The following is a 25,677-nucleotide window of genomic DNA, read 5'->3' as shown; positions in this document are numbered from 1 at the left end:
CCATGACATCATCGACCTACGTCGGCCGCCTGGTCCGCGTGATCCGGCGGCCGCTCGAAGCGCATGATCCGCGCGTACTGGGAGTCACCGCGCTGACCGTGCTGATCGCGGTTCTCGCCGCCGCGGTGGGCTTCAATTCCCTGGGCATCGGCCAGCGCACCTACCAAGCCGAATTCGCCCAAGCGGCGGGGCTGCGCGTCGGTGACGGCGTCACCGTCGCCGGCGTCCCGGTCGGTTCGGTCACCGATCAGGAACTGGCGGGCGACCGGGTCGTGGTCACCATGCGCATCGCCGACGATGTGGCGCTCGGCGGCGAAACCACGGCGGCGATCAAACTGACCACTTTGCTCGGCGCGCGCTACGTCGAAGTGCGGCCCGCGGGTGCGGGCAAGCTTTCCGACCGGAGAATCCCGTTGTCGCACACCGCCGTACCCTATGATCTCCAGCAGGCGCTCGAGAACGCCACCACCACTTTCGAGCAGGTCGACGCCGCGCAGATCGGCCGATCCCTCGACGCATTGGCCACCCAACTCGACGGCGTCCCCGCCGTCCTGCCGGGCATGCTGGCCAATGTTCGGGCGCTGGCGAGCATCCTCGGAAGCCGACGCGACGAACTCGGCGCACTGCTGGCCGGAGTGCGTCAACTGACTTCGATGGTCACCGCTCAGGAAGCCGACGTCTCGGCCATCCTCACCGTCGGACGAGATCTGCTGAACGACATAGCCGCTCGTAGGCAGGTGATCGAGATGCTGATGTCGGCGACCACGCGGCTGGTCGATCAGGTCCGCGGCATCGTGGTCGACGATCGGCCGAAGCTCGACGACCTGCTGCGTGGACTCAACGGCCTGCTCGGCAGTCTCGCCCGCCACGACGATCTGCTGCGCAACACCTTGGAGATCCTGCCCGTCACGGTTCGCAACCTGACCAACGCGTCGGGGAACGGGAACTCCGTGGACTTCAACTCTCCCGCCGGTGTGCTGGTGGATTCGTGGATGTGCGCGTTGAGCGGGCGCGCCGAGCAGGCCGACCTGCCGAAGTACTTCGGAGATTGCCGATGAGAACGATATTCAGGGTGGTGCGCGCCGTGGCGGTCCTCGGGGTCTGCGCGGTCGTGGGCTGCGCGAGCGCTCCGCTGAACCGCGGTCCGGCCGACATCACGGTGGTGGCCCAGTTCGACAGTGCCGCGGGCCTGTACGTCGGCAACGCCGTCGCCGTCCTGGGGATGCCGGTCGGCGAGGTGACCGGCATCGCGCCGAAGGGCGCGTACGTCGAAGTGACCATGCGCGTCGACGGCGATGCGAAGATCCCGGCGAACGCCACCGCGGTGACATTGTCCACCTCGGTGCTGACCGACCGGCACGTCGAATTCACGCCCGTGTACCGGGGCGGGGACACCTTACGTGACGGCGCCCGGCTCGGGCCGGACCATACGAGGACACCGGTCGGCGTGGACCGGCTGATCGCGATGGCCGACCGTATGTCCGGCGAACTGGAGGGACAACAGCCCGGTGACGGCCCGATCGCACGGCTGCTCGCCGTCGCCTCCTCGGCCACCGGCGGTAACGGCGAACAATTGCGCGCCACCATGGACGAGTTGTCGCGGGCGCTGCGGCTCGGCGACGACGCGGGGGCCGGGACGCGGGACGCCGTGACCCAGATCGTGAACGAATTATCCGTGCTGGTCGCCGCCGCCGCGCGCGGTGATCAGGTCATCCGCGAATTCGGTGCCGCGTCGGGACAACTGGGTGATCTGCTCGCGCAACTCGATATCGGCTCCGGGACGACCGGCGCGCAGATCACCGCTGTCCTGCGCCAGGCCGACGACCTGCTGACGGCCAACCGGGAGGCGCTGCGATCCGCGGTCTCCGATACGGGCACCGTCATGAAATCCCTCGCGGACTACCGCGACCAGCTGGCCGAATTCCTGGACCTGGCACCGATGCTGCTGGCCAATGGCTACAACGCGGTCGATCAACAGGCGGGCGGTGCCAGGATCCACGCGCTGCTCGACCGGGTCGTCTTCGACGGTCAGATGGTCAAGGAGGTGTGCAACATCCTGGGTCTTCGTCAACTGGGTTGCAGCACAGGAACATTGCAGGACTTCGGACCGGATTTCGGGATCACCGACATGTTGGAAGCGATGAGTAGGTTGCCTCGATGAGAACCAGGTATTCGGTGCTGACGACCGCGACGTTCGCGGCGGCCGTACTGGTGACGACATCGGGATGTTCGGTAGGACTCGGTGATCTGCCGCTGTCGGCGCCCGGCTCGGGCGAGTCCGGCTACACCATCAGAGCGAGTTTCGCGAACGCGCTCAACCTCCCGGAGAAGGCGAAGGTCCGGCTGGCGGGAGCCGACGTCGGCGAAGTGGCGGACATGAGCGTCGCCGATTACACGGCTCTGGTGACGCTGCGTATCCGAGCGGACGTCGCCCTGCCGGTCGGTACGCGGGCGCAGTTGCGCACCGCGACCCCGCTCGGTGACGTCTACGTGGCACTCGACGCGCCGGCCGATGTCTCGCCCGCGACCGCGTCCATGCGTGACGGCGACACCATTCCGGTCCAGTCGACGTCGGCGGCGGCGACCGTCGAGGAACTGCTGACCACGGCGTCGCTGCTGGTCAACGGGGGCGCCATCCGGAATCTGACCAGCGTCGTCAACGGGCTGGGGCGGTCGGTCGGCGATCGCGGCGACCACGTCGGGGCCCTGCTGGACCAGTCGACCGAGCTGGTCACGGCTCTGGCCGCCAGGTCCGACGACATTCGCGTCGCGCTGGCCGAAACCAACAGGCTGGTCGCCGAATTGGCGGCCCAACGCGGCGTGATCGACGACTTCGTCCGTGTCGCCGGTCCGGCGGCGGCGACCATCGAGGGCAGTGCGCAACAGGCGCTCGCGCTCATCCGGCAGGTCGACGAGATCAGCGCCCAACTGGCGAAGTTCCCGGTGTTGCGCGGTGGTGAGATCGGCGGGCTCATCGCGAACCTGGACCGGATCTCCGCGGGGCTCAACGACGCCGTCTTGAATCCGGGCGCGAGCCTCGCCGCGCTGAACGCTCTGCTGCCCTCGGTCGTCAAGCTTACGAGCGGCACGTCCGCGCACGGCAACGTCGACCTGGAGGACTTCGCGGTGGGCGCCTTGCCCGACCCGTTCCACGAGGCCGATCCCGGGAGCCGGGTACCCGATGCGAGCGATTGGCAGGCATTGGTCGGTTCGCTCACCTACACCCTGCTCACGCTGCGCGAGCGCGTCCTGGGACCGGGACGATGAGCGCGGGCCGGAGCCGCGTCGTCGCGTTCGCGGCCGTGGCCGCGGACGCGCCGGCGCGGCTGCTGCTCGGCGTAGTGCGCGGCGGACGGCCGCATCGGCTCGCGCTGTCGGCGGTGGCGCTGGGCGTCACCGCGGTGGTCGGAGCGACGTATCTGGTCTTCGGAGCGCTCGGCGTCGATCCGACGGCGGCGACCATCACGGTGCGGGTGCATCTCGCGCAGTCCGGCGGGCTGCTGCCCGGCCAAGACGTGACGTTGCGCGGAGTGCCGATAGGCGAGGTGAGGTCGATCGAGTTCGAACCGGGCGGAGTGATCGCGGTGGCGAGCATCGACGCCGAGGTGCGGGTGCCCGACGACGGCACGGTCGATGTGATCAGCCTGTCGACGGCGGGGGAGCAGTTCCTGGATTTCCGGCCCACCCGGTCGACCGGGCCGTTCCTGGTCGACGGTGCGGAGATCGCACCGGAACGGACCTCGACGCCGACGCCGCTGTGGCAGATGCTCGGCGCTCTCGATTCCACTCTGGCGCAGATAGATCCGGCCCGGCTCGCCTCGGTGGTCGACGAACTGGGCGTGGGGCCGGAGGGGCCGCAGAAACTGAAGGACATCCTCGACGGCGGGATCTTCTTGGTCGCCACGCTGGATTCCGTGCTCCCGCAGACGGTCGGACTGGTGCGCGACAGCAAGACGGTGCTGTCGACCCTCGGCACAGGGTCGGAGGGTCTGACTCGATTCTCGGCCGACGCGGCGAAGTTCATGCGCGGAGTGGAGGCGAAGACCGGAGGTTTCGCCGACCTGCTCGGTGCGACGCCGGGAACCCTCACCGCCTTGGACGCGGTGCTGGCGGACAACTCCGCGGCGGTCGTCGGCATGCTGACGAACCTTTCGACCGTCGCCCAGCTGACGAATACACGCGTTCCGGCCATGCGAGAGTTCTTCTTTCCGACCCAGCGCGCCGGATCGACTCTCGACGCGTTGGCGATGGTGATGCACGATGGCGGCCTCTGGGGATTGGTCAGCCTGTATCCGCGATACACCTGCGTCTACGACCTGCCGCGCAAGCCGCCGTCGGTCGGTGACTACGCCGAACCCTACCTCTACACCTACTGCCCGGACGACAACCCGTCGATCCTGGTCCGCGGCGCGCACAACGCGCCTCGGCCGCCGGGGGAGCGCATTCCCGGCCCACCACCGCCGGGTGAACCCGCCGATCGGACGGCCACACCCACTCCGGTGGGCCCGTTCTCGCTGCCCATGCCGTTGCCGCTGGTCGGCTCCGGGCAACCGATTCCCGCTCCACCCAGGTGAACGACCCAGCCCACTTTCGTCGACCCGAGGAAACTGTGATGACTCAGAAGACCGACCGCGCAACCACCGACGAGCACGCCACCGAGAAGGACGAGCCGTCGACGGAAGTACCACCGGCGGCTTCCGCGGACGAGACGGTGACCGCGCCCGCCGACGAGGCGACGGATCCACCTGCCGAGCCCGAATTCGTGATGCCGTCCAAGTGGGCGATCCGCCGCATGGTTCTCGCGCTGATCTGGCGCAAGATCCGTATCCCGCTGCTCGTGCTGGTCGCCGTGGCGGCCGTGGTGCTCGCGGTGATCTTCGGGTGGCAGTTGAAGCAGGAGAAGGACACCGACGACGCCGCGGCGGCGGGCCTCGCGGCGGCCCGTGCCTACGCCGTGACATTGACCAGCGTCGATTCCACGAACCTCGACCGCGACTTCACCGCGGTGCTCGACGGGGCGACCGGGGAGTTCAGGGACATGTACACGCGCTCCAGCGGACAGCTGCGTCAGCTGTTGCTGGACAACAAGGCCACCGGCAAGGGGACGGTGCTCGACGCGGCCGTGAAATCGGTGACCTCGACGAAGGTGGAAGTGCTGCTGTTCATCGATCAGACGGTGTCCAACACGGCATCGGCCGATCCCCGGGTGGATCGCAGCCGCGTCATGATGACGATGGAGCTGGTCGACGGCCGCTGGCTGGCGAGCCGGGTGTCCATCCCCTGACCTGTTCCGCGATGCAGTCCGCGTGGGGGCGGAAACGGACCCCCGGACCTGCTCGTCGAGACCATCGCCGGGCGCCGCTGTGGCGGCGCCCATGAAGGCGGCTCCCGCACCCCGTATCAGAGTCGGTAGTCCCGCAGGACCCCTTTCTCGATGATTCGCTTCTGGATCTCGCTGGTCCCTTCGCCGATGAGCATGAACGGCGCTTCGCGCATGAGACGTTCGATCTCGTATTCGGTGGAGTATCCGTATCCGCCGTGGATGCGGAAACTGGCCTGGGTGACCTCGTTGCAGAATTCGCTGGCCAGGTACTTCGCCATGCCCGCGGCGACATCGTTGCGCTGACCGGAATCCTTCAGACGGGCCGCGTTGACCATCATGAGGTGGGCCGCCTCGACCTTGGTGGCCATCTCGGCCAGCGAGAACCCGATGGCCTGATGTTCGACGATGGGCTTGCCGAACGCCGTGCGCTGCTGGGCGTAGCGCGCGCCCAGTTCGAAAGCGCGCAAGGCGATCCCGCAGGCCCGCGCCGCGACGTTGACGCGGCCGACTTCGATGCCGTCCATCATCTGCTTGAAGCCTTGACCGGGCGCGCCGCCGAGGACGGCGTCCGCGGTGACGACGTGGTTGTCGAGCAGCATCTCGGTGGTGTCGATGCCCTTGTAGCCCATTTTGGGGATCTTGCCCGGAATCGTCAGGCCGGGCGCGACCTCGCCGAAGCCCGCGGGCTTCTCGAGCAGGAAGGTGGTGAGGTTGTCGTGCGGACGTTCGCGGCCTTCGTCGGTGCGTACCAGCACGGCGACCACCGTCGCCGTCGAGCCGTTGGTCAGCCACATCTTCCGGCCGTCGAGCGTGTAGGCGCCCGACTCGTCGCGCACGGCCCTGGTGCGGATGGCGGCCACGTCCGAGCCCAGTTCGGGCTCGGACATGGAGAACGCGCCGCGCACCTCGCCGGTCGCCATCCGCGGCAGGAAATGCCGCTTCTGCTCCGGGGTGCCGTGCTGGGCGAGCAGGTAGGCGACGATGAAGTGGGTGTTGATGACACCGGAGACGCTCATCCAGCCGCGCGCCAGTTCCTCGACGCACAGGGCGTAGGTCAGCAGGGATTCACCGAGGCCGCCGTAGTCCTCGGAGATCATGAGCCCGAACAGGCCCATTTCCGCCATGCGATCGACGATGGCCTGCGGATAGGTGTCGGTGTGCTCGAGCTCCTGAGCGACCGGAATGATCTCCTTGTCCACGAAGGCGCGCACCGTGGAGAGGATTTCGGCCTGAACCTCGGTCAGGCCGTGGGTTTGTCCGAGTTTCATCGAGGAATCCGTTCGGTCGAGTCGGTGCCTATGGTTCCCGCGCCCCGCAAGCCGGCGATGGCTTCATCGGTCATGGCGAGTTCGTCGCGCAGGATGGCTTCGGTGTGCTCGCCGAGCCGGGGCGCGATGCGGGCGGGAATATGGCCGCCGTCGACCGAGATCGGTGCACCGGGGGCAAGGTGGTCGCCGAGGTCGGGCTGCCGCAGCACCGTGAACATCGGGTTCTCGGTGACCCGGGGGTCCGTGGTGAGTTCGGCGAAGGTGCGGTAGCGGTCCCAAAGCACCGAGGTCGTGCCGAGCGCGTCGGCGATATCGGCGGCGGAATGTTCGCGGAACCAGGTGGTGAACAGGGCGGTGAGCACGTCGCGATGCCGGAACCGGTCGCCTTCGTCGGCGAAGTCCGCTCCGAGCGCCGCGGCCAGTGCCGTCACCGCGGCGGTCGTGCCGGTGATCTGCGCCAGGTCGCGGAAATGCCGTCCGGTCAAGGTGACGACCATGAAGGAAACACCGTCGGCGCTGGTGAAGTGCTGGCCGTATTGGCCGTAGATGGCGTTGCCGAGGCGCGGTCGTTCCCGTCCGCACAGCGCGGCCTCGGCGAGAAATCCGAGGTTGCCCGCCGTGGCCAGCGCGACATCGTCCAACGGGACGACGAGGCGACTGCCCTGGCCGGTGGCTTCGCGGTGGCGCACTGCCGCGGTGATCGCCAGAGCGGCGTACAGCCCGCAGGTGACATCCCAGACCGGCACTACGTGATTGACCGGCCCTTCGTACTCCGAAGGCCCGGTGACCAGCGGAAATCCGGTCGCGGCGTTCACGGTGTAGTCGACCGCGGTCGAGCCGTCCGCGCGGCCGGGAATCTCGAGATGGATCAGGTCCGGGCGCAGCCGCGCCAGTGCGTCGTAGCCATGCCACTCCCGGCCCACCGCGTTGGTGAGCAGAATGCCGCCGCCCGGCCCACTCTCGGCGATCAGCCGGGCGACGAGCTCCTGCCCGGCCGGTGAACGCAGATCGGTGACCAGTGAGCGCTTGCCCTTGTTCAACCCGGCCCAATAGATGCTCGCGCCGTGATCGGTGAGCGGCCATCGATGGCGGTCGGCCGCACCGCCGATCGGATCGATACGGATCACCTCCGCACCGAGTTGGGCCAGGGTCATGCCGGCCAGGGGCGCCGCGACGAAACTGGATATCTCGACGACGCGCAGCCCCGCCAAGGGGCGCGCGGCCGACGGCGCCGGCCCCGCTTCGGCGGTCACAGCATCACCACCGTGAGGGTCTCGGCCACCAGGACCGGCTTGTCCTGCCCCTCGTTCTCGATGACCCACCGGACGGTGAGCAGCCCACGCGAGGTCTCGACACGCAGGTCGACCGGCGTCGCCGAGGCCCGCACCCTGGTACCGACCCGGACGGCGGAAGGGAATCGGACCTTGTTGCTGCCGTAGTTGACTCGGGCTGTGCCGAAGTCGATGGCGTAGAGGTCGCGGCCGAGGAACGGGATCATCGACAGGGTCAGGTAGCCGTGCGCGATGGTCGCGCCGTAGGGGCCCTCGGCGGCGCGCCCGGGATCCACGTGGATCCACTGGTCGTCACCGGTGCAGTCGGCGAACGCGTCCACGCGGTCCTGGTCGATCGTGAACCACGGTCCCGGACCGACCGTTTCGCCGATCGCGGCCGACAGATCGTCGAGGGAGCTGAAGGTGCGCATGGCCATGGTTCACGCCACTCTCTCGAAGATGGCGGCCAAGCCTTGGCCCCCGCCGATGCACATCGTCTCCAGGCCGTAGCGCACCTCGCGGCGGTGCATCTCCCTTGCGAGGGTGGCCAGCATCCGGCCGCCGGTGGCGCCCACCGGATGACCGAGGGAAATACCCGAGCCGTGCACGTTGGTGCGGTCGAGATCCCCTACGCCGAATTTCCATTCCCGCATGACCGCGAGCGCTTGAGCGGCGAACGCCTCGTTCAATTCGATCAGATCGATCTCGGCCAATGCGAGTCCCGCGTGGCGGAGCGCGGCATCGGTGGCCGGGACCGGCCCGATGCCCATGATGTCCGGCCGCACACCCGCCACGGCCCACGACTTCAGCGTGACCAGCGGTGTGAGGCCGAGTTGTTCTGCTTTCTCCCGGGTGGTCACCAGGCACATGGACGCGGCGTCGTTCTGTCCGCTGGAGTTGCCCGCGGTGACCGTCGACTCCGGATCGATCTTCACCCGCACCGGTTTCAGCGCCGCCAGCGATTCGAGGGTGGTGTCGGCGCGGGGATGCTCGTCGGTGTCCACCACCGAATCGCCTTCGCGGGAGGAGACCGTGACCGGGATGATCTGCTCGGCGCTCGCTCCGCCGCGCGCGGCCGCGACCGCTCGCTGATGCGAGGTCAGCGCGAGCCGATCCTGTTCCTCGCGGGGGATCGCATAGGTCCGCCGCAGGTTCTCCGCGGTTTCCAGCATGCCGCCGGGTACCGGGTGATGCTTCCCGCCCGCGGTCTCGCGTCCGCGGGCCAGTGCGTCGTGGACGCGAACACCGCCGCGCGCACCGCCCCATCGCATGTCGAGCGAGTAGAACGGGGTGTTGGTCATGCTCTCCACGCCACCGGCGATCACCACCTCGCTCGCGCCGCTGTTGACCTGCATGACCGCTTGGATGACGGCCTGCAACCCCGATCCGCAGCGTCGGTCGATCTGCATGCCGCCGACCGTCACCGGAAGCCCGGCGTCGAGAGCGACGACACGGCCGATCGCGGGGGCTTCGCTGCTCGGATAGCAGTGGCCGAGGACCACGTCATCGACGATCTCGATGTTGATTCCGGTGCGCTCGAGCAAGCCGCGCAGGGCGATGACTCCCAGGTCGACGGCGCTGAGCAAGGCGAAAGCTCCGCCGTAGCGCCCGATAGGGGTGCGGACAGGTTCGCAGATCACTGCTTCACGCATGGGCTCGGCCTCCGTCAACGGTGAAATCGGCAATCAGGACAGTGTGTTCGACGGGTCGGGGTGTGTTGTCACCGGACGCAACGGCGAGCGCGAGTTCGGCGTCGGGATCGTCGCGGCGGCGGATGCGGGCGGGTTCGGCGCAGAACAGGGGAGCCAGGTTGCGGTGGCGCAGGCGTACGGGAGCCGGATCGGGGCGCTCCCATCGAATGGCCTCGGCCAGCGCCAGCGTCATGAGCGGCCCGTGCACCACCAGACCCGGATACCCTTCCACTCCGGTCGCGTAGGGCCAGTCGTAGTGAATGCGATGGGGGTTGGCCGTGGCAGCGCTGAACCGCATCAGCACGGTGGGGTCGGTGCGCAGCTCCCAGTCCCATTCCGCCCGCCGCAGCAGCGGCGAACCCAGCGTTTCCGCAGCGAAAGGCGGTGTGCGGTTGGAGGACTCCGGCTTCGCCGCGTCACGATAGATCAGGTTCTGTCGTTCCACCACGGCGAGAGTGCCGCGTTCGGTGTAGAGGCGAATCTCGACGTCGACCACCACCAGCGGGCCCGTGCGCCCGGTCTTGGGCGTCACCGACACCACGCGCGCCTCGCGTCGCACCGTCGAGCCGATGGCCACCGTTTCGTGCAGGCGGACCTCGCCACCGGCGAACATGCGCCGCGGCAGATCCACCGGTGGCAGGAACGACCCGCGAGCGGGATGCCCGTCGGGGCCGATCGAGGACGACAGGGGCCAGCGGGCCAGCGCCGCCCAGTGCCACAACGGCGGCAGCGGATCACCGGCGCCGACCGGTCGCGCGCCCGAATCCAGGACCGCGCTCAGCGCGGCGACCGGGGCCGGATCGACGAATTCCGCGGTGACAACGGTATGTGGCTCCCAGTCGGTCACATGAACCGCCCGCCGGTTACCTCCAGCGTGGTGCCGGTCATATAGGACGACAGGTCCGAAGCCAGGAACAGCGCGACGTTCGCGACCTCCTCCGGTTCGCCGGCCCGCGACATCGGGATTTCCGACATTTTCTGGTCCCAGACGTGTTCGGGCATCGCGGTGGTCATGGGGGAGCGGATCAAGCCGGGCTGAATGGCATTCACCCGGACGCCGTATCGGGCCGTCTCCTTGGCCGCGGCCTTCGTCAGTCCGATGATCCCCGCCTTCGCGGCCGAATAGTTGGTCTGTCCGGCCATGCCGACCTTGCCCGACAGCGAGGAGATGTTGACGATGCTTCCCCGCCCCTGCTCGCGCATGATCGCCGACGCGAGCCTCGTACCGTGCCAGGTGCCCTTCAGGTGCACCGAGACGACCTGGTCGAAATCCTCCTCGGTCATCTTGCGCATGGAGGCGTCGCGGGTGATGCCCGCGTTGTTGACCATGATGTCCGCCGAGCCGAACTCGGTCAGCGCGGTGTCCAGCAAGGCCGCGACGTCCTCGGCGCGGGTCACGTCGCAGCGGACGGCCCGTACGCCGTCCGAGCCGAGGGCTTCGCGGGCCGGATCGGGGTTCAGATCACCCACGACCACGCGCGCGCCCTCGTGGAGGAAGGTCGACGCGATGGCGAGACCGATTCCTTGCGCCCCGCCGGTGACAACCGCGACACGGCCCTGGAGAAGTGACATGGCATAGATCCTTTCCGCACGGCCTGCGTTCAGTACTGAGTGGCGCCCAGGTCCACCGAGATCTGGGTCGCGGTGATGTAGCGGGACTCGTCATCGGCGAGCCAGCTCACCGCGGCGGCGACATCCTCGGCCGTGGCCACCCAGTCGGGCAGGAACGGGGTATTCATCTGTCCCAGTTGCGGATTGGATTTCAGCGCGTGCCCGAGCGCGGCGACCATGTCGCCACTGCCCATGGGCGTGTTCACCGCACCCGGGTGGAGGCTGTTGACCCGGATCCGGTGCTTGCCGAGTTCGGCGGCCAGAGCCCGGGCCATGCCCGTCACCGCGTGCTTGCTGGCCGTGTAGTGCACCATGAACGGCTGCATCTTCACGCCCGCGGCAGAGCCGATCAGGATGATCGAGCCGCCGCGGCCCCCATCGATGATGTGCTGAGCTCCGGCGACCACCGTGTTCCAGGTACCGGTGACATTCACGTCCATGACGTCGCGGAACGACTCGGAGGTGATCTCGTTCCACACCTGCGGGATGCAGATGCCCGCGTTGGCGACGATGATGTCGAGACGCCCCAGCGCGCCGACGCCCTCGTCCACGGCCTCGCGCAGTCCGTCCAGATCCCGGGTGTCGACGGTGGCGGCGGCGATCCTGCGGCCGGTGGCTTCGACCAGGCGTACCGTCTCGTCGAGATCCTGCGGCGTCGCCGAATCGTAGGGGACAGCCGCGGGCAGCGGGCCCGCGATGTCCACGGCGATGATGTCGGCGCCCTCGCTCGCCAGGCGCACCGCGTGAGCGCGGCCCTGTCCGCGCGCCGCGCCAGTGATCAATGCCACCTTGTCGGTGTGTCGGCCGGTCACGTGGTCTCCTCGTGCTGTCATTGGGCGAGTATCGCCGGTCGGTGGAAAGAAGTGCTGATCCAGGCGGATCCGGGCCGCCGGAATTATCTATCGTATGTAATATCGTAAACACAACGGTATAGCCGCGTGCCGTAACTGTATTGGGCTGGGTGAGCGCGGCACAAGGTCTCCGTGAGATCGGGTTCGCGGTGGCGGTTCGGTCTGTGGATCGACGTCCCGTATACGGCTGCGCGGCCGGCGGTAGAACTGTTACAGTTGCGCTTACTGGATGATTGTCCATTCGGGTTGGCCGCGTCGTCGCGCGGTGGCGGACCGGGTTCGGTGCGAGTGAGGAGTGCGCGGATGTCGCAGGTCGTCGGGTTCGTAGGGGCGGGCCAGATGGGCGAGCCGATGGTGGTTCGACTGGTAGCGGCGGGCCATCGGACCATCGTGTACGCCCGGCGGGAACCGGTGCGGGAACGCCTGCGGGCCGCCGGAGCGGAAGTCGTGGATTCCGTGCGTGAGGCGGCCTCGTCCAGCGACGTGATCATCGCGTGCTTGTTCTCCGATCAGCAGTTGGCGGAGGTGTTGAGCGGGAGCGGCGGGGTGCTCGCGACGGCGCGGCCCGACGCGGTGGTGGTATCGCATACCACCGGAGCGGTCTCGACGATCAAGAGCCTGGCCGCCGAGCGCCCGGACGGCCCCGTTCTGCTCGACGGACCGGTCAGTGGGTCGGCCGAGGACATCGCGAACGGCAGGCTGACGGTATTGCTCGGCGGGCCGTCCGAAGCGGTCGAAGCGGTGCGTCCGGTGCTGGCCGCCTACGCTAGCACCGTCATCGCGACGGGTGCGCTGGGCAGTGCACTGGGCGTGAAGCTGGTGAACAACGCGCTGTTCGCCGCCAACGCGCAATTGGTGGCCGTGGCCGCCGAGGTGGGCAGGCAATTGGGCATCGAGGACGGTCAGCTGCTGGACGCGCTGTCGGTGGCGAGCGGCAACAGCTTCGCGGCCGACTCGATCCGGCGTACCGGTGGTTTCGCGAAATTCGAGAAACGCGCCGCGCCGTTCCTGCGCAAGGACGTCGCCGCCTGCTTGACCGCCACCGCCGATCTCGGCATCGACCTCGGCGCGCTGGGCGCCGCGATCACCGCCGGTCCGTTCGACTTGACCTGACTTCGCATCGGAGAGATCCCGACCATGGACATCACGACCACCGAAGAGCCTGTCCAGGACGCCGCGCGGAGGAGACCGAACGGTGAGGTCACCGACCCGGCCGAGCTGACCGCCATCCTGGACCTGCAACGGCGAGCGTTCCTGCGCGAGGGACCGCCCTCGGCGGCGGTGCGCCGCGATCGGATCGACCGGCTGCTGGCCATGGTCCTGGACAACATCGACGATTTCGCCGACGCGATGTCGCGTGATTTCGGCACTCGCTCGCGGACCGGGACGCTGTTCGCGGAGATCCTGGGAATGCTCACCGCGTTCGAGCACACGCGCTCGCACGTCGCGCGGTGGATGCGCCCGGTGCGGGCGAGCCGGCTCTCGCGCCTGTACGGCATCCGCACCGAAGTGCATCCCTCGCCCCTCGGGGTGGTCGGCATCATCGGTCCGTGGAATTTCCCGCTCCAGTTGGTCGTGGTGCCTGCGGCTTCGGCGTTCGCCGCGGGCAACCGAGTCATGATCAAGATGTCCGAGATCACCGCGCATACCGCGGAACTGACCCGTTCGCTGGCCGCGCGGTATTTCGATCCGTCCGAGCTGGCCGTCGTGACCGGGGGACCGGATGTCGGCGCCGCCTTCACCCGTCTGCCGCTCGACCACCTCTTCTTCACCGGATCGACGGGTGTGGGGCGCCTGGTGCAGCGGGCCGCGGCCGAGAACCTGGTCCCGGTGACACTGGAACTCGGGGGAAAGAATCCGGTGGTGGTCGCGCCGGACGCAGACCTCGACCGTGCGGCGAACCGGATCGCCCGCGCCAGGATGGTCAACGGCGGACAAGTGTGCGTCTGCCCCGACTACGTCTTCGTACCCGCTGACCGCGTCGATCGCTTCGCGGACGCGCTCAGTGCCCAACTGCGCGACATGTTCCCCTCGATACTGACCAACGACGACTACACCGCCTCGGTGGACGCGGCCAACTACGAGCGGGTGCTCGCGCTGGTAGAAGACGCACGGGCCCGAGGAGCACGGGTGCAAACGCTCGCACCGGAGGGGGAGACGCTGCCCGACCCCGTCGCGCGCAAGATCGCGCCGACCCTGGTCCGTGACGTCGGCGACGACATGCGCATCGCCTCTGAGGAGATCTTCGGTCCGGTCCTGCTGATCCGTCCGTACTCGAGCCTCGACGAGGTCATCGACTACGTCAACGCCCGACCGTCACCCTTGGTCGCGTACTGGTACGGTCCGGACCGGGCGGATTTCCGCAGGTTCGTCGACCGAACCCGCAGCGGGGGAATCGCGCGCAACGAATTCGCGATTCACATGTTCTCCGAGAAGGCGCCGTTCGGCGGTGTCGGCAACAGTGGAATGGGCGCCTACCACGGGAAAACCGGTTTCGATACCTTCAGTCATCTGCGCACTGTCGCGGGGACCGACCTGCCGGTGGCGATCACCAGCATCGCCGCGCCGCCGTTCGATCGCAGGACCGCGAAATTCATCGATCTGGCGCTGCGGGCCGCGCGCTGGCGTACCCGCCGCCGCGTGCGCGGACGTCTGCCGAGGGGCGATGCCGCCTGAGGCGTCCGCCCCGGCCCCGAGTCCTCCTCGCTTCCCCGCCAAACCCCGACGCGTGCGCTGGCGCGCGGCCGACAAACTAGGAGTCACGTTGTCCCCTTCCGCGACCGGGTCCGATTCGGCGCAATTCACTCTCGTGGGCGCCGCCGACGCCGCCGCGGCGGCGCTCCCGGATCGGGATCTCCTCATCCAGGGCGATCGACGGCACACCTACGCGCAGGTCGCCGAGCGGTCCGAGCGACTCGCCGCCTACCTGCACGCGCAGGGGCTCGGCTGTCACACGGAGCGCTCGGAGCTCGCGGGGCACGAGGTCGGCCAGGATCTGCTCGGCATATACGCCTACAACGGCAACGAGTACGTCGAGAGCATGGTGGGAGCGTTCCGCGCCCGCGTCGCGCCTTTCAACGTCAACTACCGCTACGTGAAGAGCGAGCTGCAGCATCTGCTGGCGGACGCGGGCGCGACAGCGCTCGTCTACCACGCGACGTTCGCGCCGAGAGTGGCCGAGATTCGCTCCGAACTGCCCCAGCTGCGGGTGCTGATCCAGATCGCCGACGACTCGGGCAACGAATTGCTCGACGGCGCCGTCGATTACGAGACGGTCCTCGCCTCCACCGAACCGGTGCCGCCGCCGGTGACACCCTCGCCCGACGACCTCTATGTGTTGTACACCGGCGGCACCACGGGGATGCCGAAGGGCGTGTTGTGGCGCCAGCACGACATCTACATGGCCGCCTGCGGGGGCCGTGACGTGAACAGCGGCACCGCGGTGAACTCCTATGCGGAGATCGGCGCCCGCGCGGCCGCGAATCCCGGCGTCAAACTTCTGCTCCTGCCGCCGCTGATCCACGGCGCGGCCCAGTGGGCGGTGCTGACCGCCATGACGACCGGTCAGTCGATCGTGTTCTCCCCCGTGGTGGACCGGATCGACGGCGCGGAGATCGCGCGGACGATCGAGCGCGAGCGGGCGGCGATCGCGATCGTGGTGGGCGATGCCATGGCTCGGCCATTGCTCGCCGCGGTGGAATCGAAGATCGCCGACGTCTCGTCGCTGGCCGCGCTCGCCAACGGCGGCGCGGTGCTCACGCCGAAGGTCAAGCGACAGTGGATCGAGGCGGTGCCCGGCCTGGTGGTGCTGGACGGCGTCGGGTCGTCGGAAACGGGAACCCAGCTGCATCACGTCTCGGCCGCAGGGTTCGTCTCGACGGGCACCTTCACGGCGGGTCTGGATACCCGAGTCGTCGCCGAGGACTTCAGCGCGGTACTCGAGCCCGGTCACGAGGGTCTCGGCTGGCTCGCGAAACGCCAGTACACGCCCCTCGGGTACAAGGGTGACCCCGCCAAGACCGCGGCGACCTTCCCCGTCATCGACGGTGTGCGATACGTGCTTCCCGGCGATCGTGCGCGTCACCTCGAGAACGGGACCATCGAGCTGCTCGGCCGCGACGCCGTCACGATCAATTCCGGCGGCGAGAAGATCTTCGCCGAGGAGGTCGAAATGGCGATCGCGTCCCATCCCGCTGTCGCCGACGTGCTGGTGGTCGGCCGTCCGAGCGAGCGCTGGGGGCAAGAGGTGGTCGCGGTCGTCGAACTCGTCGAAGGCGCTGCCGCCGATGCCGACGACCTGGTCGAGCATGCCGGGCAATCCATCGCCCGCTACAAGCTGCCCAAGGCGGTCGTCTTCCGCCCTGCCATCAGCCGCAGTCCGGCCGGTAAGGCCGATTATCGGTGGGCCCGTGAACAGGCCGTCGCCGAACGCTGATCCGGAGAGAACCCTCGGGCGGCGGAGATTTCCGGTAGCCGTCGTCCGAGGGCATAATTTCCGATTCGACGCCGTTCGTGGACTCGGCGACCCTGGGCACTGTTTGTCGCGACCCGGACAGATCGCACCTCGGACATCGCAGACAGCGACCGGGGCATGGGACCCAACGGCTTCCCGTGCCCGGAGGCCCACCCGGACGACGTAGCCGCGCAACCGTGGCGCGGCACGCCCTGTCGATCCCGCTACTTCGCCGCTCGCTCGGCGTTCCGCACCAAGCCGCCTCCGATGATCAACCGCTGGATTTCGCTGGTGCCCTCGTACAGGCGCAACAGCCGGACGTCCCGGTAGATCCGCTCCACGGCGACATCGCGCATGTATCCCGTGCCGCCGTGCACTTGGACGGCCGAATCCGCGACCCGCCCGGCCATTTCGGTGCAGTACAGCTTGGCCACCGACGGCGCGATCCGCCGGTCTTCGCCGGCCACCCATGCGCGCGCGGCGTCGCGCACCAGTGCGCGGCCGGCCATCACCCCGGTCTGCATATCCGCCAGGTGCGCCTGCACCAGTTGGAACCGCCCGATGGGCGTGCCGCCCTGGGTAGCCGTCGCGGCGTAGGCGACGGACTCGTCGAGGGCGCGTTGGGCAGTGCCGACGGCGAGTGCCGCGATATGCACGCGCCCCCGGGCCAGCGACGTCATGGCGGCGCGATATCCGATGTCCTCGTTACCGCCCACGAGCGCTTCCGCGCCGACCCGGACGTCGCGGAAGTACACCTCGGCGGTCCACGCTCCCTCTTGGCCCATCTTTCGGTCCTTCGGGCCGATTTCGACGCCGGGGCTGTCGGCAGGGACCAGGAACACCGAGATGCCCGCGCCGTTCTCGTCGGCCGGACGGGTGCGTGCGAAGACGACGAAAAGATCGGCGACCGGCGCGTTGGTGATGAAACGTTTCTCGCCGTTGATGGTCCAGTCCGCACCCGACCTGGCCGCCGTGGTGCGCAGCGCGGCGGGATCGGACCCGGCGCCCGACTCGGTGAGTGCGAACGAGGCCACGACGGCTCCCGAGGCGATGCGCTCGAGCCATCGGGACTTCTGCTCCTCGGTGCCGAATCCGACCAGCACCTGGCCCGCGATGCCGTTGTTCGTGCCGAACAGGGAGCGCAACGCGAGCGTGGTGTACCCGAGTTCCATGGCCAATTCGACGTCCTGGGCGAGATCGAGGCCGAGCCCGCCCCACTCCTGGGGGATGGCGTAGCCGTACAGGCCCATGGCCTTGGCCTGCTGGACGATCTCCTCCGGCATGCGGTTGTGCTCGGCGATCTCCCGCTCGCGCTTCATGACGATATTTCGCACGAAATCCTTGGTCTGGGCGAGTATTTCACGAAAATCCTCCGCGGTGACCACACCGGCTCCGGTGGACGCGCTCGTCATGGCAGGGCCTCCTCGTGCACGGCGATCCGGCGCCGTTGTGCTCGTTGTATCGCATGGACGTTCGCGCGTCTCACGTGCGTTCGCTTGACCACGCGCTCGGAATGTCTAACATTACTGTAATGCTAGCGGTATGTAATACGGGAATTGCTTCGACACTGGTGTGCGTCGCGCGGACCTCGCTGGATCGGGCAGGGTGCCGATGACTGCGTACGACGCCGGTGTGCTGATTCTACGAGTGTGCCTCGGGCTCACCATGGCCGCGCACGGCTACAACAAATTCTTCGCGGGCGGGCGGATACCCGGCACGGCGGCATGGTTCGACAGCATCGGGATGAAGCCGGGCATCGTGCACGCGCGTCTCGCGGCGGGCAGCGAGATCGGTGTGGGCATCGCACTGGCCCTCGGGCTGCTCACCCCGGTCGCCGCCGCGGGTTTCGTCGCGCTCATGCTGGTGGCCGCCTGGACCGTGCACAGATCCAACGGATTCTTCATCGTCCGCGAAGGGTGGGAATACAACCTGGTGCTCGCGGTCGCTGCGGTGAGCGTGGCCACTCTCGGTCCGGGGCAGGTCAGCATCGACGAACTGATCCTCGGCGCGGACCGAGTGGACGGCTGGTGGGGCTTCGGCATCGCTGCCGGACTCGGCCTCGTGGCCGGCGCCGGTCAGCTCGCGCTGTTCTACCGGCCACCCGCGCCCGGCGAGTCCTGAACGGACGGGGACATGGAATGCCGAGCGAAGCGCGTGACGAGAGCCGCGGCGTTCCCGATCGCAGGCTCGGGCAGGTGTCGTTCGCCGCGGTGCAACCGCGCCGCGGAATGCCCGCGCCGTCGGAGAATGACGGCGGCCCGACCATTCTGGATCGGGCCGCCATGGTCTGCTCCGGTCAGGACTTCGCCGACGCCGAGCCGTCCGTCGCGAAATTCACGGTCGCGAAGTTGACCGTGGCGAGCGCGGCCAGTGTGTCGTCCGGTCCGCCGAACACTTCTACCTGCACCACGATCGATCGTTTGCCCGCGTGCACGATCCTGCTCACCGCACGCGCCACTCCGCTGGTGATCGGGCGGAAGTACCGCACGCTGAGGTCCGAGGTGACCACACCCGTGTCGGGCGGGCGGGTCTCCAGGGCCAGGGTGCCCGCCGCGATGTCGGCGAGCGTCGCGATCAGCCCGCCCTGGAGTCCGCCGGAGGTGTTGACCACGTGGGGCGCGACGGGAAGTTCCCAGACCAGCGCCCCCTCGGGATCGGATTCCTTACGGAATCCGATGTGGTCGAGGAGTCCGCTGATCTCTCGAAGGGATGTCATCATGTCCGCTCACTTCGCCGCCGCGTATCGACGTCCGCCGGAATCCGATACGTAACCATTACTGTATTACTTTCAGTATATGTGGGCGCTCGGCGTTCGCCCAGGTGTTGCGACTCACATCCGCGTCACCCGTTCGTGGCTTCGGCCGGATATCCCTTGCGGCACAACAACTCACGTAGAGCGACGATGTCTACCTTCCCGGTCGAGCCACGGGGGACGCTCTCGTCGGAGTCGAGCAACAGCCAGACGGTCGGGATCTTGAACGAACTGAGCGACTCCCGCACCGCGGCGCGCAGGCTTCGCGCCGAAGCCGATCCGGGGCATACGACCGCGGCCGCCACCTGCGCACCGTGGCCGAGGTCGACATCGGTGACGAAGGCGCCGGCCACCCCGTCGACACCACGCAGGGCCTTCTCCACCTCGCTCGGGTACACCGTCGCTCCGCTGATCTTGACCATGTCGTCGGATCGACCGTGGTAGAACAGGAATCCAGCGTCATCGAGCCGCCCGAGGTCTCCGGTGCGGTAGTAGCCGTCGACCGTCAGCAGATCCTCGCGGGTTCTCCGGCAGATCCCGCGCAGTAGATGCGGTCCGCGCAGCTGGATCTCACCGATCGACCCGGCGGGCACGGGTGTGCCGTCCGCCGGGTCGGTGATGCGTACCTGCATCCCGTCGAACGGCCGGCCGCAGCTGCCCGCCGCGGAGTCGGGCATATCGGTGTCGGCGGGGAAGCCGCAATACGGCCCGAAGGATTCGGTCATGCCGAAGAGGTTCGCGCGAGCGCCGGGCCGCGCGCGATGCGCGGCGGGCAGGAGCGCGTCCAGACTGCCCGGCCGCAGCGCCGAGAGATCGGCGTCGGCAGTCTCCGCCCGGCGCGCCAAGGCTTCGGCCTGGTCGGGCCAGCCGCGGAACAAGGTGACGCGTTCGCGCTCCAGCAATCGGAGCGTGGTCTCCGGGCGCGGTAGCTCTTCGGTGACCAGTGTCGCTCCCGCCAGCAGCGCCGACAGCACGCCGCCGCCGAAACCCCCGACCCAGAAGAAGGGCATCGGCAAGTACAACCGGGTGTCACCGTCGATGCAGCGGGCGTGCAGGCCGGATCGGACCGCGCCGAACGCACTGCCGTGCGAGTGGACCACTCCCTTGGGGGTGCCGCGACTGCCCGAGGTGAACATGATGACCAGCGGATCGGCGGCCGTTACGGTACGGGCCGAGCGCACAGCGACCTCCGCCGCGTCCCCGTCGGCGGGGAGAGTTGTCGTCTGCTCGACGGTCCAGATCAGTCGCAGCGCGGGCAGCTCGGGATGCTGGATCGGCACACCGGGGACAGCGGGTAGATCGAGGGCGCGGTGCAGCCCGTCGTGGTAGCGGTGCCCGCGGAATTCCTCGGTCGCGATCAGGTATTCCACCGCGGCGACCCGCAGTTGCGCGATCAGTTCCGGCGTCTTCAGCAGTGTGCTCAGCGGCACAAGGACCGCGCCGACTCGGGTGAGTGCCACGGCGATCCGCACCCACTCGGTCCCGTTCGGCAGGATCAGGCCGACTCGGGTTCCTTTGCCGATGCCCGCCTCCACGAAGGATGCCGCCAGCCGCTTCGTCGTGGTGTCCAGGTCGGCATAGGTCATGCGATCGGCCGGATCGATCACCGCGGGCTTCGGCCCGTCGTGCACGGCGCGCAGGCGTACCAGTTCGTCGACGGTGCGCGCGGTCGTCGCGACTTCTTCAGGCATCGAACAGCTTTCTGAGTCGTTGGACATCGACCTTGCCGCTGGAGAGCAGCGGAATGCCGGCAGCGGGTACGGAGACGAATCGCTTGGGTATCTTGTACGCCGACAACTCGCTCTTCAGTCGCTCCCGCAGATCGGCGTCGTCGACCGCGGTCCCGTTCGCCGTCACGAGCACGGCGGCGACCACCTGACCGCGGTCCGGATCGGGAAGCCCGATCACGTGCGCGACCGCATCGGTGATCTTGGTGATGGCCTTCTCGACTTCGGTGGGCGAGACGTTCGCGCCGGCGGTCTTGATCATCGATCCCCGCCGGCCGAGGTAGTAGACGAATCCGTCGTCGTCGACGCGTACGAGGTCGCCGGTGTGGAACCAGCCGTCGGGGTCGAAACATTCCTCGCGGCTGCGTTTGTAGTAACCCTGCATGACGTACGGCCCGCGAATGCACAGCTCACCGACCTCTCCATCGGCCACCCGGCCGCCCGAGCCGGGGTCGATGACGCGGATCTCGAAGCCGGGAGCCGGTTTCCCGAACGACCCGCGCCGGTGTTCGGGCTGGTCGCTCTCGTCCGCGCTGAGCAGCACGACGCTGCCCGCCTCGGTCATGCCGAGCATGTTGTGGCGCAGCTCGGGATCGCTGGGCCGCAGTTCCTCGGGCATGATCGGGTACAGGTTGCCTCGGCGCATACTGGATAGATCGCGTCCCGCGAAACTCGGGTGCCCGGCGAGATGCGCGACCCCCGCGGCGAATCCGTTGGTTACGGTCGGCTTCTCGCGCTCGAGCAGATCGAGGGTCGCCTCCGGATCGGCATTCGAGCAGACCAGCGTCGCACCGGCCACCAGGGTCGCGAGCAGGCCGAAGGCGAATCCGCCGATCCAGAAGAACGGCGAGTTGCAGAACAACACATCCGACTCGGTCAGGCCGCGGATGCCGTTGAGATTGCGCTGATGGGCCAGCAGCGCGCCGTGGGTGTGCACGACGCCTTTGGGAGCGTTCGTGGTGCCGGAGGTGTAGACGATGGCGAGCGGATCGGCAGCGTCGACATCGCCGTCCATCGCCTCGAGCAGCCTTTCGTCGACCGCATTCGCCAGCTGGTCCAGACCGGCGATGTCCCGGACCCGGCGGCGGGCGTCGTCGCCGTAACTGATCGCGAGGTGGCGCAGTTGGGGTACGTCACCGCACAGCAGGCGTCCGCCCGCACCGAACTTCGAGGCGCTGAGCACCTCGGTGAGCCGATCGACGTAATCGTGCGCGCGAAAATTCGCGGTGGCCAGCAGGATCCGGACATCGGCGTCGACGAGCTGCTGATGGATCTCCCGTGCCGTCGCGAAGGTCGAGAAGGGCACGACCACAGCGCCGATCCGCGCCGCCGCGAGCGCTCCGACGACGAAGTCGCCTCCGTTGGGATAGAGCAGACCGACGTGCGTGCCTTTGCCCGCGCCGAGGGCGATGAGCCCGCGCGCCAGCCGTGCCGAGCGCCGCTGGGCGGAGCCGTAGTCGAGGCGCTCGTCGTCGCAGATGAGCAGCGGCTGTTCGGGACGGGCCCTGGCCTGCTCACGCAGTATCCGTGCGACGGTGAGTGCGTCGGTGGTCATGGTCGCCCCGTCGCCGATGCGGTGGTGACCCCGAAGTGACGCCGGATTGCGGACAGGTCCGCCTTGCCCGACGGGGTGCGGGGGATCGCGTCGACCAGGGCGATTTCGGTGGGGATCTCGTAACGGGCCAGACGGGTGCCCAGGTACTCGACCAGTTCGTCGACGTCGGCGCGGCGGTCCGCGCGCAGTTCCACCATCGCGACCGGTGTCTCGCCGAGACGCTCGTCGGGCCGGGCGACGACGGCGGCGCCGCGGACCGCGGGATGCTCCTCGATGGCGGCGCGCACGTCGTCGGGCATGATCTTGAATCCGCCCCGGATGATGGCCTGGTCGGCGCGGCCCAGAATCCACAGGAAACCGTCGGCGTCGATCCGGGCGATGTCGGTGGTGCGGATCCAGTCCGCGTCCGGCCCCAGCTGACCGGGTTTGACCTCGAGCAGGCCGGGCTGGTCCGCGCCGAGTACCGTGCCGTCGTCGCCGACCACGCGCAGGCGCGCGCCTCCGCTCGCGCGGCCGACACTGCCGCGCTTGGCGTTCCAGAACCGTTGGTGGTCGGGAAGCGTCCAGCCCGCGACGCCGCCGCCGAATTCGGTCGCGGCATAGGACGTCAGGACCGGGATACCGAACTTCTCTTGGAAAGCGTCGGCGTCGGCGGCCGAGAGCGGAGCGGTGCCCGAGGTGACCACTCGGACGCTGTCGAGGTCCTCCTTGCCCAGGTCCGAATGCAGCACCATCCGCAGGGCCGCGGGCACCAGTGACACCGCGCCCGGCCGATACGTGCGTACGGCGGCCGCCCAGCGCTCGAGTTCGAATCGTGGCAGGAAGACGAACGGCCTGGCTTCGGTGACGCATTGCAGGATTCGGAAGACGCCACCGATGTGGACCAAAGGCGCATTGACGATCGCGACGCCGCGGCGGGGGACGGCCGGAGCGGACGCATGCTCGGGATCCGCGCCCATCACGCTGCGCGCCAACATGTCGTAGGTGATGTCGACCCGCTTGGGCGGGCCGGTGGTCCCGCTGGTCAGCATACGGACGGCTACCCCGGGCATCGGTGTGCCCGCGTCGCCGTCCCGCACCGCACCGCGAGGAACCGGCGCCGAGTCCAGGTCCGTGATCGCAAGTGTCGCGGTGCCGGGCGCGACCAGGGAAGCCAGATCCTCGGGCCCGCCGATGATCATCGGAAGACGCAGCGCGGCGATATCGGATCGGGTGCGGTCATCACCGCGGGCGGGGTTGATCACGACGACGCTGCCACCGCTGAGCAGCACGCCCAGGAATGCCGCCACGTGCTCGGGGCGATTGCGCAGCAGGATGCCGACCTGGCGCGGCGTCGCCACCTGCGCGTGAATCCGGCGCGCGGTCGCGCCGAGTTCGCCCCAGCTGTGCCAGTTCCCGTCGAATTCGACAGCACGGGAATCGGGGGAGAGATCGAGGACATGGGCGATGCGCCGGCTCAGCGGATGGTCATAGGTGTCGGTCATCAACGGATCCTCGGTTCGGTCGGAACAGCTCGGCGCTGTGGGTCGTCCGCCGCGGCCGCCAGTTCCGCCTTGGCGATCGGATTGCCCAGGCGGGTATAGATGAGGCCGTGGTCGAGCGCGGCCCGGTACGGCTTGTCCAGCGATTCCCAGATCGCTTTCACGGTGCCCTGCGTGGCCGAGGGCGGTTTGGCCGCGATGATGGCGGCGATGGCGTGCGCGCGTGCCCAGAGTTGTTCGAGTGCGACGACTTCCGACACCAGGCCGATACGCAGCGCGGTCTCGGCACACACGCGTTCGTCGTTGCCCATCAGCGCGATACGCAGCGTCTCTCCGAGTCCGACCCGGCGCATGAGCCCGATCGGCTCGAGCGCGCAGACGAGTCCGGCCGAGACGTGGGAGTCGAAGAAGGTGGCTTCCTCCGAGCAGATCACCACATCCGACTCGTTGACGAAGTAGAACGCTCCGGCGGTGCACATCCCGTGGACCGCGCACACTACCGGCTTCCACATCTTCTGCCACTTCGGGCTCAACGCTTCGCCGGGATCCTCGTGGTGCCAGATCCCGGCGGGCTGACCGTAGGGAACCTTGATATCGAGTCCCGCGCTGAAGGCGCGGGGACCCGCAGCACGCAGGACGACCGCGTTGACCGAGTCGTCGAGCCTGATCCGGTGCCAGGCGTCGCGCACCTCTTCGCACATGGTGCGATCGAACGCGTTGAGCCGCTCCGGACGGTTCAGGGTGAGGGTGGCGACTCGGTCCGTCGCGTCGACGTCGAGCAGGATGGTGCGGTACCCGGTGTCCGTCACGGCGACGGTGCGCGTCGGCGTTTCCGGGTTCGCCGGCGCTTCGGGATTCATCGGCGCTTCGGGGTTCATCGGCACTGCCAATCGGGGGTCCGCTTCTCGACGAACGCCTTGGGGCCCTCGAGCGCGTCCTCGGTGCGGGTGACTCGTTCGCGGAACGACTCGGCCAGCATCTCGGCCTCGTGCAGTGGCAGGTCCAGACCCTTGACGATGGCCAGCCTGGTGCCGCGAACCGCGAGCGGCGCGTTGGAATTGAGGATGTCGCCGATCTCATTGGCTCGCTCGAGCAGGCGCTCGTGCTCGACCACTTCGGTGACCATGCCCAGTTCATAAGCGCGCTGGGCGCTCATCCGCTCGTGCTTGCCCAGCAACGCCATGCGCAGGGCCACCGACCGCGGCAGCACCCGGGCCAGGCGGACGACTTCCCGGCCCGCGACGAGCCCGATGCTGACGTGCGGGTCGAAGAAGGTCGCGCGCTCGGAGGCGATGACGATATCGCCGGTCGTCACCCAGTCCAGACCCGCGCCGCAACAGATTCCGTTGATGGCGGCCAGGATCGGTTTGGTCATGCTGCGAAAGGGAGGCGTGCCCTCTTGGGGAGCCTCCCACTGCTCATAGGTCGACAGGTACGGCCGCTCGTTGACCACCTTTCCGTCACCGGGAATCGCCTTGACATCAGCACCGGTGCAGAATGCGCGACCGGTTCCGGTGACGATGAGCAACCAGACCTTGTCGTCGTTCTCGGCCTCGTCGTAGGCGGCGCGCAACTCGGTGATCATGTGCGGGCTGAGCGCGTTGAGAGCATCGGGGCGGTTCAGCGTGATCGTGGCCGTATGCCCGTCGACCTCGTAGCCGATGGTGTCGAACGGCATGCTTGTCCTCCTGGGC

Annotated in this window: 23 protein-coding genes; 9 read left to right on the top strand and 14 right to left on the bottom strand. The window is 68.3% G+C overall.

The genetic code is table 11. The features are described 5' to 3' along the window. The first annotated feature begins 2 nt into the window (after positions 1 to 2). Genes HOV91_RS24985 through HOV91_RS24965 form a run of 5 tightly spaced genes read left to right on the top strand, consistent with a single transcriptional unit; the run spans position 3 to position 5,284 of the window. A complete protein-coding gene (locus tag HOV91_RS24985; RefSeq protein ID WP_174187840.1) occupies positions 3 to 1,058 on the top strand; it encodes an MCE family protein in 1,056 nt (351 codons plus the stop codon). Then, the gene (locus HOV91_RS24980) at positions 1,055 to 2,161 is read left to right on the top strand and encodes an MCE family protein (protein ID WP_174187839.1); all 1,107 of its coding nucleotides are present in this window, start codon (positions 1,055 to 1,057) and stop codon (positions 2,159 to 2,161) included. Before HOV91_RS24985 ends, HOV91_RS24980 begins: the two co-directional genes overlap by 4 nt. Then, positions 2,158 to 3,267, top strand: a complete 1,110-nt coding sequence (locus HOV91_RS24975) for an MlaD family protein (protein ID WP_174187838.1) — start codon at positions 2,158 to 2,160, stop codon at positions 3,265 to 3,267. Before HOV91_RS24980 ends, HOV91_RS24975 begins: the two co-directional genes overlap by 4 nt. After that, positions 3,264 to 4,574: an MlaD family protein gene (locus tag HOV91_RS24970; RefSeq protein ID WP_174187837.1), complete on the top strand. Its 1,311-nt coding sequence runs from the start codon at positions 3,264 to 3,266 to the stop codon at positions 4,572 to 4,574. Before HOV91_RS24975 ends, HOV91_RS24970 begins: the two co-directional genes overlap by 4 nt. 38 nt (positions 4,575 to 4,612) lie before the next feature. Next, positions 4,613 to 5,284: an Rv1363c family protein gene (locus HOV91_RS24965; RefSeq protein WP_174187836.1), complete on the top strand. Its 672-nt coding sequence runs from the start codon at positions 4,613 to 4,615 to the stop codon at positions 5,282 to 5,284. A 116-nt stretch (positions 5,285 to 5,400) separates the two neighbouring features. On the opposite strand, the gene HOV91_RS24960 is transcribed toward HOV91_RS24965, so the two are convergent. The 7 genes from HOV91_RS24960 to HOV91_RS24930 are packed head-to-tail and all read right to left on the bottom strand — an operon-like array spanning position 5,401 to position 11,997. Then, entirely contained in the window at positions 5,401 to 6,591 is a 1,191-nt protein-coding gene (locus tag HOV91_RS24960) for an acyl-CoA dehydrogenase family protein (protein ID WP_174187835.1), read from the bottom strand. After that, positions 6,588 to 7,844: a CoA transferase gene (locus tag HOV91_RS24955; protein ID WP_174187834.1), complete on the bottom strand. Its 1,257-nt coding sequence runs from the start codon at positions 7,842 to 7,844 to the stop codon at positions 6,588 to 6,590. Before HOV91_RS24955 ends, HOV91_RS24960 begins: the two co-directional genes overlap by 4 nt. After that, positions 7,841 to 8,293 (bottom strand): MaoC family dehydratase, encoded by a 453-nt coding sequence (locus HOV91_RS24950; RefSeq protein ID WP_174187856.1) that lies wholly within the window; start codon positions 8,291 to 8,293, stop codon positions 7,841 to 7,843. The genes HOV91_RS24955 and HOV91_RS24950 overlap by 4 nt, the downstream gene beginning before the upstream one ends. Positions 8,294 to 8,302: 9 nt before the next feature. Next, positions 8,303 to 9,514, bottom strand: a complete 1,212-nt coding sequence (locus tag HOV91_RS24945; protein WP_174187833.1) for an acetyl-CoA C-acetyltransferase — start codon at positions 9,512 to 9,514, stop codon at positions 8,303 to 8,305. Further along, entirely contained in the window at positions 9,507 to 10,400 is an 894-nt protein-coding gene (locus tag HOV91_RS24940) for an HTD2 family dehydratase (protein WP_174187832.1), read from the bottom strand. Before HOV91_RS24940 ends, HOV91_RS24945 begins: the two co-directional genes overlap by 8 nt. Then, the gene (fabG, locus tag HOV91_RS24935) at positions 10,397 to 11,125 is read right to left on the bottom strand and encodes a 3-oxoacyl-ACP reductase FabG (RefSeq protein WP_174187831.1); all 729 of its coding nucleotides are present in this window, start codon (positions 11,123 to 11,125) and stop codon (positions 10,397 to 10,399) included. Before fabG ends, HOV91_RS24940 begins: the two co-directional genes overlap by 4 nt. Before the next feature lie 29 nt (positions 11,126 to 11,154). Beyond that, positions 11,155 to 11,997, bottom strand: a complete 843-nt coding sequence (locus HOV91_RS24930) for a mycofactocin-coupled SDR family oxidoreductase (RefSeq protein WP_174187830.1) — start codon at positions 11,995 to 11,997, stop codon at positions 11,155 to 11,157. A gap of 321 nt (positions 11,998 to 12,318) precedes the next feature. Between HOV91_RS24930 and HOV91_RS24925 the strand changes: the two genes are divergently transcribed. The 3 genes from HOV91_RS24925 to HOV91_RS24915 all read left to right on the top strand — a co-directional run bounded on the left by HOV91_RS24925 (position 12,319) and on the right by HOV91_RS24915 (position 16,450). Further along, positions 12,319 to 13,128, top strand: coding sequence for an NAD(P)-dependent oxidoreductase (locus HOV91_RS24925; protein WP_174187829.1), 810 nt, complete (start codon positions 12,319 to 12,321; stop codon positions 13,126 to 13,128). Positions 13,129 to 13,242: 114 nt separating this feature from the next. Further along, the gene (locus HOV91_RS24920) at positions 13,243 to 14,691 is read left to right on the top strand and encodes a coniferyl aldehyde dehydrogenase (protein ID WP_174187855.1); all 1,449 of its coding nucleotides are present in this window, start codon (positions 13,243 to 13,245) and stop codon (positions 14,689 to 14,691) included. A gap of 88 nt (positions 14,692 to 14,779) precedes the next feature. After that, on the top strand, positions 14,780 to 16,450 hold the full coding sequence (locus HOV91_RS24915) for an acyl-CoA synthetase (RefSeq protein WP_246350745.1): 1,671 nt from the start codon (positions 14,780 to 14,782) through the stop codon (positions 16,448 to 16,450). Positions 16,451 to 16,692: 242 nt separating this feature from the next. Here the strand turns inward: HOV91_RS24915 and HOV91_RS24910 are convergent, their stop codons facing one another. Beyond that, positions 16,693 to 17,880 (bottom strand): acyl-CoA dehydrogenase family protein, encoded by a 1,188-nt coding sequence (locus HOV91_RS24910; protein ID WP_174187827.1) that lies wholly within the window; start codon positions 17,878 to 17,880, stop codon positions 16,693 to 16,695. Between the two features lie 199 nt (positions 17,881 to 18,079). Between HOV91_RS24910 and HOV91_RS24905 the strand changes: the two genes are divergently transcribed. Further along, positions 18,080 to 18,589, top strand: coding sequence for a DoxX family protein (locus HOV91_RS24905; protein WP_174187826.1), 510 nt, complete (start codon positions 18,080 to 18,082; stop codon positions 18,587 to 18,589). Positions 18,590 to 18,764: 175 nt separating this feature from the next. Here the strand turns inward: HOV91_RS24905 and HOV91_RS24900 are convergent, their stop codons facing one another. The 6 genes from HOV91_RS24900 to HOV91_RS24875 all read right to left on the bottom strand — a co-directional run bounded on the left by HOV91_RS24900 (position 18,765) and on the right by HOV91_RS24875 (position 25,661). Next, positions 18,765 to 19,187: a PaaI family thioesterase gene (locus tag HOV91_RS24900; RefSeq protein ID WP_246350735.1), complete on the bottom strand. Its 423-nt coding sequence runs from the start codon at positions 19,185 to 19,187 to the stop codon at positions 18,765 to 18,767. 122 nt (positions 19,188 to 19,309) lie between these two features. Then, complete coding sequence (locus HOV91_RS24895; RefSeq protein WP_174187825.1) at positions 19,310 to 20,911, bottom strand: class I adenylate-forming enzyme family protein; 1,602 nt, start codon at positions 20,909 to 20,911, stop codon at positions 19,310 to 19,312. After that, positions 20,904 to 22,502, bottom strand: a complete 1,599-nt coding sequence (locus tag HOV91_RS24890) for a class I adenylate-forming enzyme family protein (RefSeq protein ID WP_174187824.1) — start codon at positions 22,500 to 22,502, stop codon at positions 20,904 to 20,906. The genes HOV91_RS24895 and HOV91_RS24890 overlap by 8 nt, the downstream gene beginning before the upstream one ends. After that, positions 22,499 to 23,986: a class I adenylate-forming enzyme family protein gene (locus HOV91_RS24885; protein ID WP_174187823.1), complete on the bottom strand. Its 1,488-nt coding sequence runs from the start codon at positions 23,984 to 23,986 to the stop codon at positions 22,499 to 22,501. The genes HOV91_RS24890 and HOV91_RS24885 overlap by 4 nt, the downstream gene beginning before the upstream one ends. Next, a complete protein-coding gene (locus tag HOV91_RS24880; RefSeq protein WP_246350732.1) occupies positions 23,986 to 24,861 on the bottom strand; it encodes an enoyl-CoA hydratase/isomerase family protein in 876 nt (291 codons plus the stop codon). The genes HOV91_RS24885 and HOV91_RS24880 overlap by 1 nt, the downstream gene beginning before the upstream one ends. Continuing rightward, entirely contained in the window at positions 24,858 to 25,661 is an 804-nt protein-coding gene (locus tag HOV91_RS24875; protein WP_174187822.1) for an enoyl-CoA hydratase/isomerase family protein, read from the bottom strand. The genes HOV91_RS24880 and HOV91_RS24875 overlap by 4 nt, the downstream gene beginning before the upstream one ends. Positions 25,662 to 25,677 lie beyond the last annotated feature (16 nt).

Origin of the sequence: Nocardia barduliensis, from assembly GCF_013315795.1 — a bacterium.
GTDB lineage: Bacteria > Actinomycetota > Actinomycetes > Mycobacteriales > Mycobacteriaceae > Nocardia > Nocardia barduliensis.
The sequence above is the reverse complement of the archived record's forward strand: the minus strand, read 5'-3'. Positions and strand labels throughout refer to the sequence as shown.